General features: G+C 70.0%; 17 protein-coding genes. 11 read left to right on the forward strand and 6 right to left on the reverse strand.

All coding sequences use genetic code 11. The annotated features are described in order from the left end of the window. The first annotated feature begins 3 nt into the window (after positions 1-3). The 9 genes from SNE35_RS30295 to SNE35_RS30335 are packed head-to-tail and all read left to right on the forward strand — an operon-like array spanning position 4 to position 8,823. A complete protein-coding gene (locus tag SNE35_RS30295) occupies positions 4-1,200 on the forward strand; it encodes a type II secretion system F family protein (RefSeq protein WP_320426800.1) in 1,197 nt (398 codons plus the stop codon). Next, entirely contained in the window at positions 1,197-2,738 is a 1,542-nt protein-coding gene (locus SNE35_RS30300) for a GspE/PulE family protein (RefSeq protein WP_320426801.1), read from the forward strand. Before SNE35_RS30295 ends, SNE35_RS30300 begins: the two co-directional genes overlap by 4 nt. After that, entirely contained in the window at positions 2,731-4,077 is a 1,347-nt protein-coding gene (locus SNE35_RS30305) for a hypothetical protein (protein ID WP_320426802.1), read from the forward strand. Before SNE35_RS30300 ends, SNE35_RS30305 begins: the two co-directional genes overlap by 8 nt. Then, on the forward strand, positions 4,074-4,631 hold the full coding sequence (locus SNE35_RS30310) for a hypothetical protein (RefSeq protein ID WP_320426803.1): 558 nt from the start codon (positions 4,074-4,076) through the stop codon (positions 4,629-4,631). Before SNE35_RS30305 ends, SNE35_RS30310 begins: the two co-directional genes overlap by 4 nt. Further along, positions 4,631-5,233, forward strand: coding sequence for a hypothetical protein (locus SNE35_RS30315; RefSeq protein WP_320426804.1), 603 nt, complete (start codon positions 4,631-4,633; stop codon positions 5,231-5,233). The genes SNE35_RS30310 and SNE35_RS30315 overlap by 1 nt, the downstream gene beginning before the upstream one ends. After that, positions 5,230-7,440: a secretin N-terminal domain-containing protein gene (locus SNE35_RS30320; RefSeq protein WP_320426805.1), complete on the forward strand. Its 2,211-nt coding sequence runs from the start codon at positions 5,230-5,232 to the stop codon at positions 7,438-7,440. The genes SNE35_RS30315 and SNE35_RS30320 overlap by 4 nt, the downstream gene beginning before the upstream one ends. 7 nt (positions 7,441-7,447) lie before the next feature. After that, the gene (locus tag SNE35_RS30325) at positions 7,448-7,915 is read left to right on the forward strand and encodes a type II secretion system protein (RefSeq protein ID WP_320426806.1); all 468 of its coding nucleotides are present in this window, start codon (positions 7,448-7,450) and stop codon (positions 7,913-7,915) included. Further along, positions 7,915-8,298: a type II secretion system protein gene (locus SNE35_RS30330; protein ID WP_320426807.1), complete on the forward strand. Its 384-nt coding sequence runs from the start codon at positions 7,915-7,917 to the stop codon at positions 8,296-8,298. The genes SNE35_RS30325 and SNE35_RS30330 overlap by 1 nt, the downstream gene beginning before the upstream one ends. Before the next feature lie 21 nt (positions 8,299-8,319). Beyond that, positions 8,320-8,823 (forward strand): type II secretion system protein, encoded by a 504-nt coding sequence (locus SNE35_RS30335; RefSeq protein ID WP_320426808.1) that lies wholly within the window; start codon positions 8,320-8,322, stop codon positions 8,821-8,823. Here SNE35_RS30335 and SNE35_RS30340 read toward each other — a convergent pair. Both SNE35_RS30340 and SNE35_RS30345 read right to left on the reverse strand, forming a co-directional pair. Continuing rightward, entirely contained in the window at positions 8,820-9,224 is a 405-nt protein-coding gene (locus SNE35_RS30340; RefSeq protein ID WP_320426809.1) for a hypothetical protein, read from the reverse strand. The two genes, SNE35_RS30335 and SNE35_RS30340, sit on opposite strands and share 4 nt — an antisense overlap. Further along, the gene (locus SNE35_RS30345; RefSeq protein WP_320426810.1) at positions 9,221-9,655 is read right to left on the reverse strand and encodes a VOC family protein; all 435 of its coding nucleotides are present in this window, start codon (positions 9,653-9,655) and stop codon (positions 9,221-9,223) included. The genes SNE35_RS30340 and SNE35_RS30345 overlap by 4 nt, the downstream gene beginning before the upstream one ends. 86 nt (positions 9,656-9,741) lie before the next feature. Here SNE35_RS30345 and SNE35_RS30350 point away from each other — a divergent pair, with 86 nt between their 5' ends. Continuing rightward, on the forward strand, positions 9,742-10,263 hold the full coding sequence (locus SNE35_RS30350; protein ID WP_320426811.1) for a CAP domain-containing protein: 522 nt from the start codon (positions 9,742-9,744) through the stop codon (positions 10,261-10,263). Here SNE35_RS30350 and SNE35_RS30355 read toward each other — a convergent pair. From SNE35_RS30355 to SNE35_RS30370, 4 genes are all read right to left on the reverse strand, one after another. Next, on the reverse strand, positions 10,235-10,894 hold the full coding sequence (locus tag SNE35_RS30355; protein ID WP_320426812.1) for a response regulator transcription factor: 660 nt from the start codon (positions 10,892-10,894) through the stop codon (positions 10,235-10,237). The two genes, SNE35_RS30350 and SNE35_RS30355, sit on opposite strands and share 29 nt — an antisense overlap. A 22-nt stretch (positions 10,895-10,916) precedes the next feature. Then, positions 10,917-12,170 (reverse strand): sensor histidine kinase, encoded by a 1,254-nt coding sequence (locus SNE35_RS30360; protein WP_320426813.1) that lies wholly within the window; start codon positions 12,168-12,170, stop codon positions 10,917-10,919. Next, positions 12,167-13,270 carry a tRNA 2-thiouridine(34) synthase MnmA gene (mnmA, locus tag SNE35_RS30365; protein WP_320426814.1) on the reverse strand — a complete coding sequence of 368 codons (1,104 nt, stop codon included), beginning with the start codon at positions 13,268-13,270 and terminating at the stop codon, positions 12,167-12,169. Before mnmA ends, SNE35_RS30360 begins: the two co-directional genes overlap by 4 nt. A gap of 83 nt (positions 13,271-13,353) precedes the next feature. Next, entirely contained in the window at positions 13,354-13,848 is a 495-nt protein-coding gene (locus SNE35_RS30370) for an NUDIX hydrolase (RefSeq protein ID WP_320426815.1), read from the reverse strand. Positions 13,849-13,951: 103 nt separating this feature from the next. On the opposite strand from SNE35_RS30370, the gene SNE35_RS30375 reads away from it, so the two are divergent. Further along, positions 13,952-15,067: a Re/Si-specific NAD(P)(+) transhydrogenase subunit alpha gene (locus SNE35_RS30375; RefSeq protein WP_320426816.1), complete on the forward strand. Its 1,116-nt coding sequence runs from the start codon at positions 13,952-13,954 to the stop codon at positions 15,065-15,067. Positions 15,068-15,088 lie beyond the last annotated feature (21 nt).

The raw sequence follows: 15,088 nt of genomic DNA on the forward strand, positions 1-15,088 counted from the left end.
GCGATGCCCAGCTATCAAGCCAGGGTCTTCGGCCCTGACGGGGCGGTCAGGACCCAGCGCATCGATGCGGCGGACCGTCAGTCGGTCGCCGCGGCGCTGGGCGTGGCGCCGCAGCATGTGCTGGCGGTGCAGGAGCTGTCGACCAAGACGGCCGAACGCGGCACCGCCAAGACGAAGAACTTCCCATTGCGCCTGTTCAGCCAGGAGTTGGCGGTGCTGCTGGACGCCGGCATCGCGCTGCTGGAAGCGCTGAACACCCTGCGCGAGAAGGAAGCGAACGGCGCCGTGCGGCAGGCGCTGGACGCGGTGATCGACAGCGTCGAGCAGGGCCTGCCACTGTCGGCGGCGATGCGGCGCCAGCCGCAGGCCTTCGACGAACTGGTCTGCGCCATCGTCTCGGCCAACGAGCGCACGGGCCAGTTGAGCACCGCGCTGGCGCAGCACGCGCAGTACCTGGCCTGGGTGGAGAACCTGCGCTCGCGCCTTGTCGCGGCCTGCATCTATCCGCTGATGCTGCTGGCCGTCGGCGGTGCGGTGATCCTGTTCCTGCTGCTGTTCGTGCTGCCGCGCTTCGCCGGCATCCTGGACGGACTCAACACCGACCTGCCCTGGGCCTCGCGCATGCTGATCCTGTTCGGCCAGACGGCCGGCCAGCACCCGGGTGCGGTGCTCGGCGCGCTGGCCGCGCTGCTGGCGGTGGGTGCGGCGCTGTGGCGCAACGAGGCGTTGCGGCTGCGCCTGCAGGCCTCGCTGTGGACCCTGCCGGGCCTCGGCGCGCGGCTGCGCGTGCTGGCGCTGGCGCGGCTGTACCGCAGCCTGGCGATGCTGCTGGCCTCCGGCGTGCCCGTGCTGCCCGCGCTGCGCATCGTGCAGGACGTGGTCGCCGCGCCGTGGCGGCCGGCGGTCGGCGCCGCCTGCGCGCGCATCGAGCGGGGCGAGCGTCTGTCCGAGGTGCTGGAGGGCGAGAACCTCGCCACGCCGGTGGCGCGGCGCATGGTGCGGGTCGGTGAGCGCAGCGGCGAGGTGGCCGGCATGCTGGAGCGCGCCGCCGCCTTCCACGACGAAGAGGCCGTGCGCCTCACCGAGCTGTTGACCCGTGCGATCAACCCCGCGCTGATGCTGGTGATGGGCGTGCTGATCGGCGGCATCATCGTCCTGATGTACCTGCCGATCTTCCAGCTGGCGGAGCAGGTGCAATGAGCGCAGCGCTGAACGCTCACTCGCTGGCGGACTGGCTGCCGGCCGATCAAGGCCCGTGGCATCTGGACTTCGAGCACTGGCCGCAGGCGCAGGCCCAGCGCTGGCGCACGGTGCTGGCCGTCGGCGAGGCCTCGGGCCGGCGCATGCTGCTGGCGGAGCGCGAGCTGGACAGCCTGCTGCTGCAGAGCGTCGAGGCGCGGCTGCAGGGACCGGTGCGCTGGCTGCGCTGCGATCCGGCGGCGATCACGCACTGGCTCGGCGCCGGCGAGGCGGACTTCCGCGCGCTGTCCGACGTCGAGGAAGACAGCGTCGAGGCCGAGGTCGGTGAGGCCGCGGAAGAGCTGTCGGCCCTGCGCCTCTCCGAACAGGCCAGCCCGGTCGTGCGCCTCTTGAACGCACTGCTCTACGACGCGCTGCAGGACGGTGCCAGCGACGTCCACATCGAATGCACGGCGCGTGGCGCGACGGTGCGCTTCCGTGTCGACGGCGTGATGGCGATGGTGCGCTCGGTCGACGGCGCGGCCACCGCCGAGCAACTCGTCTCGCGGCTGAAGGTGATGAGCGAGCTCGACATCGGCGAGCGCCGGCTGCCGCAGGACGGCCGCTTCAAGCTGCGCGTGCAGGGCCGCGAGGTCGACTTCCGGCTCTCGATCATGCCCAGCGTGTTCGGCGAGGACGCCGTCATCCGTATCCTCGACCGTGCCCGCATCGAGCAGGCCGGCGCGTTGACGCTCGATTCGCTGGGCTTCGACGGCGACGAGCGCGCCGCCGTGCGCCACCAGGCGCGCCAGCCCCACGGCATGCTGCTGGTGACCGGCCCGACCGGCTCTGGCAAGACGACGACGCTCTACGCCACCCTGGCCGAGATCCACACCGGTACCGACAAGATCATCACGATCGAGGACCCGGTCGAGTACCAACTGCCCGGCGTCGTGCAGATCCCCGTTAACGAGAAGAAAGGCCTGACCTTCTCGCGCGGCCTGCGCTCGATCCTGCGCCACGACCCGGACCGCGTGATGGTCGGCGAGATCCGCGATGCCGAGACCGCGCAGATCGCCGTGCAGGCCGCGCTGACGGGCCACCTCGTGTTCAGCACCGTCCACGCGAACAACGCCTTCGACGTGATCGGCCGCTTCATGCACATGGGACTGGACCTCTACAACGTCGTCTCCGCGCTGAACGCGGTGCTGGCGCAGCGGCTGGTACGGCTCACCTGCAAGCACTGCGCGCGGCCCTTCCTGCCCGATGAGGCCACCTTGCAACGCCACGGCCTGAAGCCCGGCGAGGGTACGTTCCTGAAGGGCGAGGGCTGCGGCCACTGCCGTGGCACCGGCTACAAGGGCCGCCGTGCGGTCGCCGAGCTACTGAAGCTGGACGACGCGCTGCGCGACCTGATCGTCGCCCGCGCGCCGATGTCTCAGATCAAGGAAGCCGCCCGCGCCCGCGGCATGAAGCCGCTGCGCGCCGTCGCGCTGCTGGCCGTCTGCCGCGGCGAGACGACCTTCGAGGAACTGGAACGGGTGACGCTTGATGAGTAGCGGAAAGCCCAACAAGATGCTGCGCTGGCGCCGTCGCCTCGCCGCGCGGCTGGCGAAGCCGCAGACGCTGTTCCTCGGCCCGGACGGCGTGCAGACGGTCGAGGGCCAGGTCTTGCCTTTCGCCGATTGGTGCGCGAGCCACGCGGGCCAGGCGGCCGATGTGATCGTCTCGGCCCGGCTGCTGCACGAGCTGGTCTGCGAGCCGGGTCTGCCGCTGGACGACGAGGCGGCGCTGCAGACCTACGCGCGCCAGTTGTTCAGCCACTACTTCGGCGCCGCCGCGCAGCGCTGGCCGCTGGCCGGCTGGCGGGCGGGTTCCCGGCGTGGCGCTGCCGCGCTGCATGGCCTGGATTGGGCGGCGCTGCAGCAGGCCACCGACGAAGCGGACGTCGACCTGCGCAGCGCGCGTCCGGCCTGGGCACCGCTGCTGCAGCGCCTGGCGCGCGAGCAGGCGACGGCTGCGCTCGCCTGGGTCGAAGGCAGCCTGCTGTCGTGGGTGGTGTTGAAGGCTGGCGATGTCGCCGCTGTGCGCCAGCAGCGGCTCGTCGAACCGACGCTTGCCGCATTGGCCGAGACCTTGAACGAGCTGCGTGCGGCGGATGCGGTGGACGCCGTCACGGCAGCGGGTTATGGACTCACCGGCGAGGCCTCGATGCCGGCCCAGATGCAAGTGCTCGGCCGACTCGACGCGACCCAGCCAGAGCTGGGTCTGTTCGCACAAGCGACGCGCACCGCCGACCGCGCGCTGCCGCAACCAGACTTCCTGGCGCAGCGCGTGCGCCACTCGCTGCTGGCCTGGCCGCTCGCGCTGACGGGCCTGCTGGTGCTGGCCACGGCCGGCTGGAGCGCCGTCGACAGTCATCGCCAGCACGACGAGGCGCAGGCGGGCGTCGACGGACTGGCCGCGCGCGTCGCGGGCCGCAAGCCAGTCGCTGCGGCGGCGCCGCGTATTACCCGAACCACGACGACCGCCGACGCCGACCGCCTGCGCAGCGCCGCCGAGGTGCAGGCGCTGCTGCAGCAGAACTGGGAACCGCTGCTGGCCAATGTCGAGGAGGCCGGCGCCAGTCTGCCGGCGGGACAACTGAGCTGGCTGTCGCTGGACTACAGCGCCGGCCGCAACGAGCTGCGGCTAGAAGGCCTGGTGCAGGACAAGGCGGTGGCGCTGCAACTGGTGGACCGGCTCGCCGCCGCGCCCGGCTGGGGCAACGTGGTGCTGAGTCGCTTCCAGAACGGCGAGCAGGGCCTCGTCGGCCAGCGCTTCGAACTGGGCGCCCGGCTGCAGACCGATCGGCTGAAGGCCGAGTTGCCCGCCAAAGAGGAGCACAAGCCCTCATGAACATCGCCAACGCTGAACTGAAGCGACAGCTGCGCACACTCGGCTTGCCGGGTCTGGCCGGCCTGCTGGCGCTGATCGCCGCCGCAGCGCTGGCCTTCACCGCGCATCGCTGGGACACGCAGACGGCCGAGCTGCAGGCCCGCGCCGACGGTCTGCGCACGCGCCTGCGCGCGCTGCAGGCCAGCGGCGCCGACAAGACGATCACCGAAGCGCCGGCCACCCCGGACGAGTGGCACAACAACCTGCCGCCCGCCACCGAGCGCCAGCAGCGCCTGGCCGACCTGCTCGAGATCGGCCTGCGCATCGGCCTGACGCCGGTGCGCACCGAGCACCGGCTCAGCGTCGACAAGGCCGCCGGCCTGGAGCGCCTGCGCATCAGCATGCCGCTGACCGGCGGCTACGCGCAGCTGCGCCACTACATCGAGGCGGCGCTGGAGCACGACCCGGCGCTGAGCCTGGACAGTCTGAAGCTGCGCCGCGCCTCGCCGCTGGCGCCCGAGGTGGAGGCCGAGCTGGTCTGGTCGCTGCACAGCCGCAGCGGAGGCGAGTCCTGATGAGCGGCGCGTCGGACAAGACGGGCAACAAGCCGCTGCAACTGCGCCACTGGCTGCTGGCCAGCGGGCTCGCGATCACGCTGGCCGCGACGATGTGGGCCGCGCAGACCGGCGATGACGATGAGGCCGACGTGCAGGCGGTGGCTGGCAGTGACCGCCGCCCGGGCACCGCGGCAAGCGTCGATACCAGCAAGTCCGACAAGAAGCCTGTCGACATCGAGCCGCCCCGCATCGTCGACTGGAACACCACCGAGCGCGCCGCCTGGGCGCCGGTGACGCCGGCCCAGCTCGCCGCCTGGCAGCCGCCCCCCCCGCCCGCGCCACCCCCACCGCCGCCCCGCGCGCCAGTGGCCGCCGCGGCACCGATGGCGCCGCCCTTCCCCTACCAGCTGATCGGCCGCCTCGAAGAGCCGGGCGACGACGGCAAGCCGCGGGCGGTGGCCTTCCTGTCCGGCCCCAACCGCAGCCTCGGCGTGCATGCCGGCGAGGTGATCGATGGCCAGTGGCGCGTCGAGCAGGTCGGCGCCACCGGGCTGAGCCTCATCTGGCTGCCGGCCAAGCTCCCTCAAACGATCGCATTCCGTCCCGCATCTCCATCATGACCTTGAAGCCGCTCACTCTCGTTCTGATGCTGGTGGCCGCGGGCCTGGCCGGCTGCGCCAACCCGGCGCTGCGCCTGGCCGATGAGCAGGCCAAGGCCGACCAGCTGCCGCAGGCGCTGCGCACCCTGGACGAAGCGGCCCGCCTGAACCCCGAGGACCGCGAGATCCTCATTGCGCAGTCGCACGTCCGCGAGCTGCTGACGACGCGGCTGCTGATGACGATCGAAGGCCTGCGCGCGGCCGGCCGCTGGGACGAGGCCCGCGAGGCGGTGCAACGCCTGCGCGAGATCGACCCCAAGCATCCGCGCCTGGCCTGGTTCGAGACGGAGCTGGAACGTGGCCGCAAGGCGGACGCCAAGATCGCCACGGCCCGCGCGCTGCTGCGCGAAGGCAAGGCCGACCGCGCCGAGGCGATTGCCCGCGAGCTGCTGGCCGAGTCGCCGCAGAACGGCAATGCGCGGCTCTTGATGACGCAGGCGCTGCAGGCGCGGCCGCTGGAGGATCCGGCCGGCCTGACGCTCGGCCCCGCGTTCCAGAAGCCGGTGACCCTGGAGTTCCGAGATGCGCCGCTGCGCCAGGTCTTCGAAGCGCTGGCGCGCAGCTCCGACATCAACTTCGTGTTCGACCGTGATGTGCGGCCCGACGCGAAGATCACCATCTTCCTGCGCAACGTCACCCTGGACGAGGCGATGCGCGTGATCCTCGGCACGCAGCAGCTGGACCGCAAGTTGCTGAACGAGAACTCGGTGCTGATCTTCCCGAACAGCGCGGCCAAGCAGCGCGAGCACCAGGAGCTGATCACCCGCACGCTGTACCTGACCAATGCCGACGTGAAGACCGTGCAGGCGATGGTGCGCACGATCGCCAAGGTGCGCGACATCCACATCGACGAGCGGCTGAACCTGCTGGTCGTGCGCGACACGCCGGAGGTGATCCGCCTGGTCGAGAAGCTGGTCGCCTCGGTTGACCTGCCGGAGCCGGAGGTGATGCTGGACGTCTCGGTGATGGAGATCGGCAGCGACAAGGTCGAGTCGCTGGGCCTGTCCTGGCCGACGCAGGCGGCGGTGGGCGTGTTCGACGCGGCGGGCAACGGCGTGTCGAACATCTTCGTCGGCGGCAAGAACCGCAACGACATCCGCGCGACGATCGCCAACCCGCAGATCGTGGCCTCGATGACCGGCACCGCGTCCAACGCCAACCTGCTGGCTAACCCGAAGATCCGCGTGCGCAACCACGACAAGGCCAAGGTCGTCATCGGCGAGAAGGTGCCGGTCTTCACGACCACGTCCAACCTGTCGGTCGGCGGCAATGCGGTGGCGGCCTCGGTCACCTACCTGGACGTGGGCCTGAAGCTGGAGGTCGAGCCCTCGGTGCAGCTGGACAACGACGTCATCATCAAGCTGAACCTGGAGGTCAGCAATCTGCTGGGCCAGGTCACCGGCCCCGGCGACTCCACTGCCTACCAGATCGGCACGCGCCAGAGCACCACCTCGCTGCGCCTGAACGACGGCGAGACGCAGGTGCTGGCCGGCCTGATCAACGACGAGGACCGCGGCGACTCCAAGGGCATCCCGGGCCTGTCGACCTTGCCGCTGCTGGGCAAGCTGTTCGGCGTGCAGGGCGTGAACCGCAGCAAGACCGAGGTGGTGATGCTGATCACACCGCACATCGTGCGCAACCTGGTGCTGCCGGACGTCGGCGTCACCCGCATGGCCGGCGGCACCGACGGCTCGCCCGGCGCCTTTAGCACGATGTTGAAGCCGAAGGCGCGCGTGGGTGGGGCGATGAGTACGGGGCAGGTCGCGCCCCGCCCCAGCGCCCCGCCACCCACCGAGCCGCAGGACACGCCGGCCGCGGCGCCGCAGGAAGCGCTGGTGCGCTTCGAGGTGACGCCGTCGGCCCCGCCGGGCGGCACGGTGTCGGTGAGCCTGCGCAACGAGAGCGGCTTCACCGTCAAGGGCGAGCTGACCTATGACGGGTCGCGGCTGCTGCTGCCGCTGACCGTGCCGGGCGCCCCGCCGGGAGTGCTGTCGGTCGAGCTGCCGCCGCGCGGCGAGAAGGTCGTCGTGCTGCGCGCGCTGCCGGCCGCCAACGGACAGGTGCTGAACATCGAGTTCGGCAACCTGCAGGCCAGCGGGCCCAATGGCGAGCCGGTGCCGGCGCGCTCCGAGGGCGCGGGGCTCGTGACCGTGGAAATGCCGAGGTAACTCAGACGTGCGCACGCGCGGCTTTACGCTGATCGAGATGCTCGTCGTGCTCGCGATGATGGGCGTGCTCGCCATGGCGGCGCGGCCGATGCTGCAGATGTCGGCGCAGCGCAGCCGCGAGCACGAGTTGCGCACGGCGCTGCGGCAGATCCGCACCGCGATCGACGCCTACAAAAAGGCGGCCGACGAGGGCACGATCGCCCGCCCAGCCGACGCCAGCGGCTATCCGCCGACCCTCGATGCGCTGGTGGCGGGCGTGGCCGACGTGAAGTCCGTCAAGGGCCGCAAGATCTACTTCCTGCGCCGGCTGCCGCGCGACCCGTTTGCCGATCCGGCGCAGGAGGTCGCGCTGAGCTGGGGCCTGCGCAGTGCCGACAGCCCGCCCGACGAGCCGCGGGCCGGCAACGATGTGTTCGACGTCTATTCGCGCTCCACGAAGAAGGCGCTGGACGGCTCGCGGTACAAGGATTGGTGATGGGCACGAGGCCTCGCGGATTTACGCTGATCGAGCTGCTGGTGGTGATGGCCATCGTCGCGCTGCTGGCCTCGATCGCCGCGCCGCGCTATTTCGGCGGCTTGCAGAAGTCCAAGGAGGCCGCGCTGCGGACTTCACTGAACACGATGCGCGACGCGATCGACCACTACGTCGCAGACAAGAACAAATACCCCGACTCGCTGCTGCAGCTGGCCGAGGAGCATTACATCCGCGAGATCCCGGAAGATCCGCTGGTCGGCAAGAGCGACCAATGGGTCGAGGTACCGCCACCGCCCGATGCCCAGGTGTCCGGCAATCTGTACGACGTGCGTAGCGGTGCGGCCGGGCGTGCGTCGGATGGCCGGCTGTTCTCTGACTGGTAACTGGGCGGTGACTTGAAGCGGATGGCTGACCGGCAGCACGGCTTCACCTACCTGGTGATGCTGTTCTTCGTCGCGCTGACGGCGGCGGGGCTGGCAGCACTGGGCCAGAGCTGGAGCAATGCGGCGGAACGGGAACGCGAGGCCGAGCTGGTGTTCCGCGGCAACGAGATCGCTCGCGCGATCGCGAACTACGCGGCTGCTTCGCCCAACCCTGCCGCCCCGCAGTACCCGCGTTCGCTGGAAGATTTGCTTGTCGATCAGCGTGGCCTGAAGACGCGCTACCACCTGCGCCGAATCTATCGCGATCCGTTCACGAACGCGGCCGACTGGGAACTGATTCCGGTCAGCGAAGGTTCTGACCGCTTCAACGCAATCCGCAGTCGTTCAGTTCATCCGTTGCTGCGCGCGTTCAAGGATGATGGTTCGCCGGTGAAGAAAGCAAAGGACTGGGCGTTTAGTGGAGTGCCGGAACTCATGGCGGCTGCGCCAGCGGCATCGGCGGCAAGCGCCGCGAGCAGTCCCTAGTCCAGACCCCGCAGGCTGGCCGGGTCGAGCTGGCAGGTCTTCTTGCCGTCGCTGTCGCGCGGCCGGCAGCTGGCCGTCGGCACAGGCACGATGTTGCAGGTGGAGCGCATGCCACTGGCCGCGTGCTCCCGCTGTTCTGCCGTGGACTGGGCCAGCACGGCGGCCTGCAGCGCGTTGGCATCGGAACCCTGGGTCGACCAGGCCCGGTAGCCGCTCGGACCGCCGCAGGGCTTGCTGCCGACGGCGATGACGCGGCATTGGTCCGACTGGTCGCAGGCTGCATCGCCGATCGTGGCGCTGACCTTGTCCGCCAACTCGGCCGAAGACGGCGGCGGGGGCGCGGCGCAGGCCGCCACGCTGGCGCCGACCAGTGCGAGCAGAAGAAGGCTCAGACGTGTCATGCCCCGCCTTCCGCCCAGGGGTCGTAGCTGCCGAAGCACCACAGATGGCCTTCCGGGTCCTTGCAGGTGTAGACGCGGCCGCCGTAGTCCTGGTCGGCGATCGGCATCACCATTTCGGCGCCCGCGGCGGCGGCGCGCTCGCAGTGCGTGTCGATCGCGTCGATGACGATGTACGGGCACTGCGTCGAGCGGCCGCCGGTCTCATGCGGCTGCGCGGTGAAGCGGCCGAACTCGCCCTGCGGCGTGGCCGAGCCCAGCATCACCATCGCGTCGCCGCGGGCGGCGTCGCGCATCACTAGCTGCGCGTGCGCGATGCCGCCGCTGTCGTTGGGCACGATCAGGCCGCGCTCGAAGCCGAAGGCGCGGCACAACCAGTCGATCGCGGCGGGTGCGTCGTCGTAACGCAGGCAGGGAATCATGGTGGCAGGCATGAAACGGATTCTGCGCGCAGTCGGTCACGCGTCAACATGCGTCCAGATGACGCGTTATGTAACAAGTCGACATAACATTCCCGTCCATGCGCCATGCCGTCCTGGTCATCGCGGCAGCGACGTGTCTTGCAGCGGCGGCGTCCGCCGCCTCACCTGATCCCAGCCCCGATTGCCAGCCTTCGGCCGAGCAGGCCCTGCGCGCGCTCAATGCGCTGCGCGCCGCCGCTCGCAGCTGCGGCGCCACCCCGATGGCTGCCGCGGGGCCGCTGCGCTGGAATGACGAGCTGGCCGCGTCAGCCCGCCAGTACGCCGACGAATTGGCCGGGCGCGACACCTTGAGCCACGAAGGCCTCGTCTTGAAGACGCTCGGCCGCCGCGTACGGGCGGCCGGCTATCCGATGCAGCGGGCCGGCGAGAACCTGGCGGCCGGCGACGGCGACCTGGACGAGGTGCTGGATCGCTGGGCCTCCAGCGCCGATCACTGCGGCAACCTGATGGAGCCGACCTTCCAGGACGCCGGCCTGGCCTGCGCTCGCAGTTCAGGCCACTTCGGCTACTACTGGGTCTTGCACCTCGGGCTCAGATCCAGCCGAGATCGATTGCCCTGAGCACGGCCTGCGTGCGGTCGCGCACGCCCATCTTCGAGAAGATCGCCGAGCAGTGGTTCTTGATCACACCCTCGCTATTGCCCAGCAGGGTGGCGATCTCGGTATTGCTGCGGCCGCTGGCCACCAGGCGCAGCACCTGCAGCTCCTTGGGCGACAGCGGGTCGGGCTGATCGGCGGCGGTGAAGGCCAGCGGCTCGCCCTGGCGCTGCTCCATCCGCGTCGTCAGCGAGGGGCGCAGCGCGGTGCCGCCGGCCTGCACGTCGCGCAGCGCCTGCAGCAGGGTCTCGGGGCTGATCGCCTTCAGCAGGAAGCCGCGCGCGCCGGCGCGCACGGCCTCGTCGAAAGCCGAGGCGTCGTCGAAGGTGGTCAGCAGCACGACGGGGATCGCCAGTGCTCGCGCGGCCAGCGCGCGGATCAGGCCCAGGCCGTCGAGGCGCGGCATGCGCATGTCGGAGAGGATCAGGTCGGGCATGCCCTCGTCGGCGGTACCCGCCCGGGCGAGCCACTCGAGCGCTTCCGCGCCATCGCTGGCCTCGCCGACGATCTGCAGCTCCTCGCTCAGGGCGAGCAGGCCCTTGAGCCCTTCGCGCACCAGTTGCTGGTCCTCGACCAGCAGGATCTTGATTGCCATGTCTTCCCGATGTTCATCGTGATCAAGCGCTGCTTCGTGGGCAGCGCAGCTCGATGCCGAAGCCGTGGTTGCGGCGGCTCACCTGCATGCTGCCGCCCAGCTCCGTCATCCGCTCAGCCATGCCCTTCAGACCGTTGCCGGGGACCAGGTCCGCGGAACCGGGGCCGTCGTCCTCGATGCTGAGCCGGACCTCCCCATTGTCGTCTGCCGGGCTGCTGACGGCCAGCTTGACCCTCACATGGGCGGCTCGCGCATGGCGCACACTGTTCGTCACCGCCTCCTGCACGCAGCGCAGCAGCGCATGGGCGACGCGCGGACTCAGGTCGCGCGCGCCGGCGTCGATGTCCAGCTCGATGCGGGTACTGGCGATGCCGTCGGCCAGCGCCTGCAGCGCGCTGCTGAGATCGATGCGGCGTGAGCTGCGCTGCTGCGAGACGGCCTCGCGCACATCGGCCAGCAGGCGCGCCGCGCCCTCGCGGGCCTTGTCCACCGCCTGCGCGGCGCCGGCGGCATCGCTGCGCTGGAGTAGCGCGCTGCCGAGCTGCAGCTGCAGGTTCAGCGCCGTCAGGTGGTGGCCAACGACGTCGTGCAGCTCGCGCGCCATCAAGGTCCGTTCGCTGTAGCGCAGTTGCTCGGCCTGCAGCGCCTCGGCGCTGAGCCGCTCGGCCAGCATCACCTGCAGCCAGCGGCGCTTCTCGGCCTCGGCGGCGGCCATGCGACCGAGGCCGAAGGCCATGCCGTGCAGCGCCAGCATCGCCATGAAGAGGCCCAGGCTGTCGAACCAGGCGGGCACTTCCTCGGGTGTGGCCGCGCCGCTGCCCAGCGGCAGCAGCCAGTAGAGCAATACGTTCAGCAGCACCTGGGCCAGCGCGAACAGGAAGGCCGTGCGCACACGCAGCAGCAGCGCGGCCAGCGCGGTGACGAGAAAGGGCAGGCCCGGCGTGACGGCCAGCGCCAGCGCATCGATCAGCAGGATGCGGCCCAGCGCCTTGGGCGGCGGCTGGTCGGCCCGGCTGTCGCGGGCGAGCTGCCAGTAGGCCCAGGCGAAGAGGCCCAGCAGCGCCAGGCAGACAAGCAGCAGCAGCGGCGCGTTCGGCGAGCCGCCCAGGCGCAGCCACAGCGCGGGCACGACGCCGTCATAGGCATCGGTGCGGTAGCCCGCCAGGGTGGCTGCGGCCGAGCCGAGTTCGAGCAGGCAGACCGACAGCGCGGCGACGCGCAGCACCACCGTGGGCTGCGCAGCCCGCGCTAACAAGCGATCAAAAACGGTGCTCAAGGTGCGGCTGAGGCGATCACGCCGCCGCCCAGGCACACCTCGCCGTCGTACAGCACTGCGCTCTGGCCCGGCGTGACGGCCCACTGCGGCTCGGCGAAGCGCAGCGCGAAGCTCTGCGGGCCGGGTTCGAACTCGCAGCTTGCGTCGGCCTGGCGGTAGCGCGTCTTGGCGCCCAGCTCTCCGGAGGTCTCGGACAGCGCGCAGGTCCAGCTCATGTCGTCGGCCACCAGACTCGTGCTCAGCAACCAGGGGTGGTCGTGGCCCTGCACGACGTACAAGGTGTTCGTCTCCACGTCCTTGCGGGCCACGAACCAGGGCGCGTGCTCGCCGCCACCGCGTGGGGCGCCCTTCTCCTTGACGCCGCCGATGCCCAGGCCCTGGCGCTGGCCCAGCGTGTAGAACGACAGCCCCACGTGTTCGCCGATCTTGCGGCCGCGTTCGTCCTTGATCGGGCCGGGTTGGTGGGCGAGGTAGCGGTTCAGGAATTCGCGGAAGGGCCGCTCGCCGATGAAGCAGATGCCGGTCGAGTCCTTCTTCTTCGCGTTGGGCAGGCCAATCTCCTCGGCGATGCGGCGCACCTCGGTCTTCTTCAGCTCGCCGACCGGGAACAGTGTCTTCTTCAGCTGTGCCTGGTTCAGCCGGTGCAGGAAGTAGCTCTGGTCCTTGGTGTTGTCCAGGCCCTTCAGCAGCTGGACCTGGCCCTCATGCTCGCGGACGCGGGCGTAGTGCCCCGTCGCGATCTTCTCGGCGCCCAGGCGCATCGCGTGGTCGAGGAAGGCCTTGAACTTGATCTCGGCGTTGCAGAGCACGTCGGGGTTGGGCGTGCGGCCGGCCTGGTACTCGCGCAGGAAGGCGGCGAACACGCGGTCCTTGTAGTCGGCCGCGAAGTTGACGTGCTCGATCTCGATGCCGATCACGTCGGCCACGGCGGCCGCATCCACGAAGTCGATGTTCGACGAGCAGTACTCGCTGTCGTCATCGTCTTCCCAGTTCTTCATGAAGATGCCGACGACCTCATGCCCCTGCTGTTTCAACAGGTGGGCGGTGACGGCGGAGTCGACGCCGCCGGACAGGCCGACGACGATGCGTTGCTTTTTCATGGGGCGATTGTCCCAAACGGAGCAAGAACCGGCTGGCGCACGGTCTTGTCCATGACCTGCCTCAATGAAACGGGGTAAAAAATTTATTGTTTGACCTGCGGCATGTAGATCGAGGCGTCCGCGCGGATCGTATCGAGCGGCAAACGGCGCCCCGCGACGTGGTCCTCGATGCATTGCAGGACCAGCGGGCTGCGCATCCGGTGCGCGTTCGCGCGGACCTCTTCGGCGCTCATCCACAGCGTGCGCAGGATGCCCTTGTCGAGCACCCAGCCGGCGATCGGATCACCCGCCGCGCCGCAGAACGCGAGGCGCAGATAAGTCACGTCTTCCCCGGTGGCAGGCCGAAAGAAGCGCGACAGGTACATGCCCAGCAAGGCCTCGGGCGCGAAGTTGCGGCCGGTCTCTTCGAGCGTCTCGCGCACCACCGCCTGCTGCGGCGATTCACCCGGCTCGAGGTGCCCCGCGGGGTTGTTCAGCATCACGCCCTCGGGGGTCAGTTCCTCGACCAGCAGGTAGCGGCCGTCCTGCTCGATCACCGCGGCCACCGTGACGCTGGGGCGCCAACGTTCGTTGTTCATCAACTGTCGCTTTCATGCTTGCCCGGATGTCGGACGCGGAGCCTATTGTGTAAGCTCGCCCGCAGTCCGCCCATTCCAACGGTTAGAACGGGGAGTTCTTTCTATGCAGATCGGTGTCCCGCGCGAGAGCGCGGCCGGAGAAACTCGCGTGGCCGCCACGCCCGAGACGGTCAAGAAATTGATCGCCCAGGGGCATCAGCTGCGCATCGAGAGCGGTGCGGGCCTGGCGGCCAGCGCGACCGACGAGGCCTACGTGGCCGCGGGTGCGCAGATCGTCGACCGCGCGACCGCCTACCAGTCCGAACTGCTGCTGAAGGTCAGGAGCCCGAACGCCGAGGAACTGGGCCTGGTCAAGCCCGGCACCAACCTCGTCGGCATGCTGAACCCCTTCGACCGCGACGGCTTGCAGGCGCTGGCCACGGCCGGCCTCACCAGCTTCGCGCTCGAAGCGGCGCCGCGCACGACGCGCGCGCAGAGCATGGACGTGCTGTCCTCGCAGGCCAATATCGCCGGCTACAAGGCCGTGATGATCGCGGCCGACAAGTACCAGCGCTTCTTCCCGATGCTGATGACGGCGGCCGGCACGGTGAAGGCGGCGCGCGTGGTGATCCTGGGCGTCGGCGTGGCCGGCCTGCAGGCGATCGCCACGGCCAAGCGGCTCGGCGCGGTGATCGAGGCCTCCGACGTGCGGCCCTCGGTGAAGGAACAGGTCGAATCGCTGGGCGCCAAGTTCATCGACGTGCCCTACGAGACGGCCGAGGAAAAGGAAGCTGCGGAAGGCGTCGGCGGCTACGCGCGGCCGATGCCGCAGAGCTGGCTGGACCGGCAGAAGCTCGAAGTGGCCAAGCGCGTCGCGCAGGCGGACGTGGTCATCACCACGGCCCTGATCCCCGGCCGCGCCGCGCCGGTGCTCGTCACCGAGGACATGGTCAAGGCGATGAAGCCGGGCTCGGTGATCGTCGACCTCGCCGCACCGGCCGGCGGCAACTGCCCGCTGACGGAAGCGGGCCGCACGGTCGTCAAGCACGGCGTCACGCTGGTCGGCGAAACGAATCTCCCAGCCCTGGTGGCGGCCGATGCCTCGGCGCTCTACGCCCGCAACGTGCTGGACTTCCTCAAGCTCGTCATCACCAAGGAAGGCGCGTTCAACGTGCCGATGGATGACGACATCGTCGCGGCCTGCCTGATGACGCAGGGTGGCGAAGTCAAGCGCAAGTAACTATCCGGGGACATCCGCACC

The organism is Roseateles agri, assembly GCF_034043675.1.
GTDB lineage: Bacteria > Pseudomonadota > Gammaproteobacteria > Burkholderiales > Burkholderiaceae_C > KK5.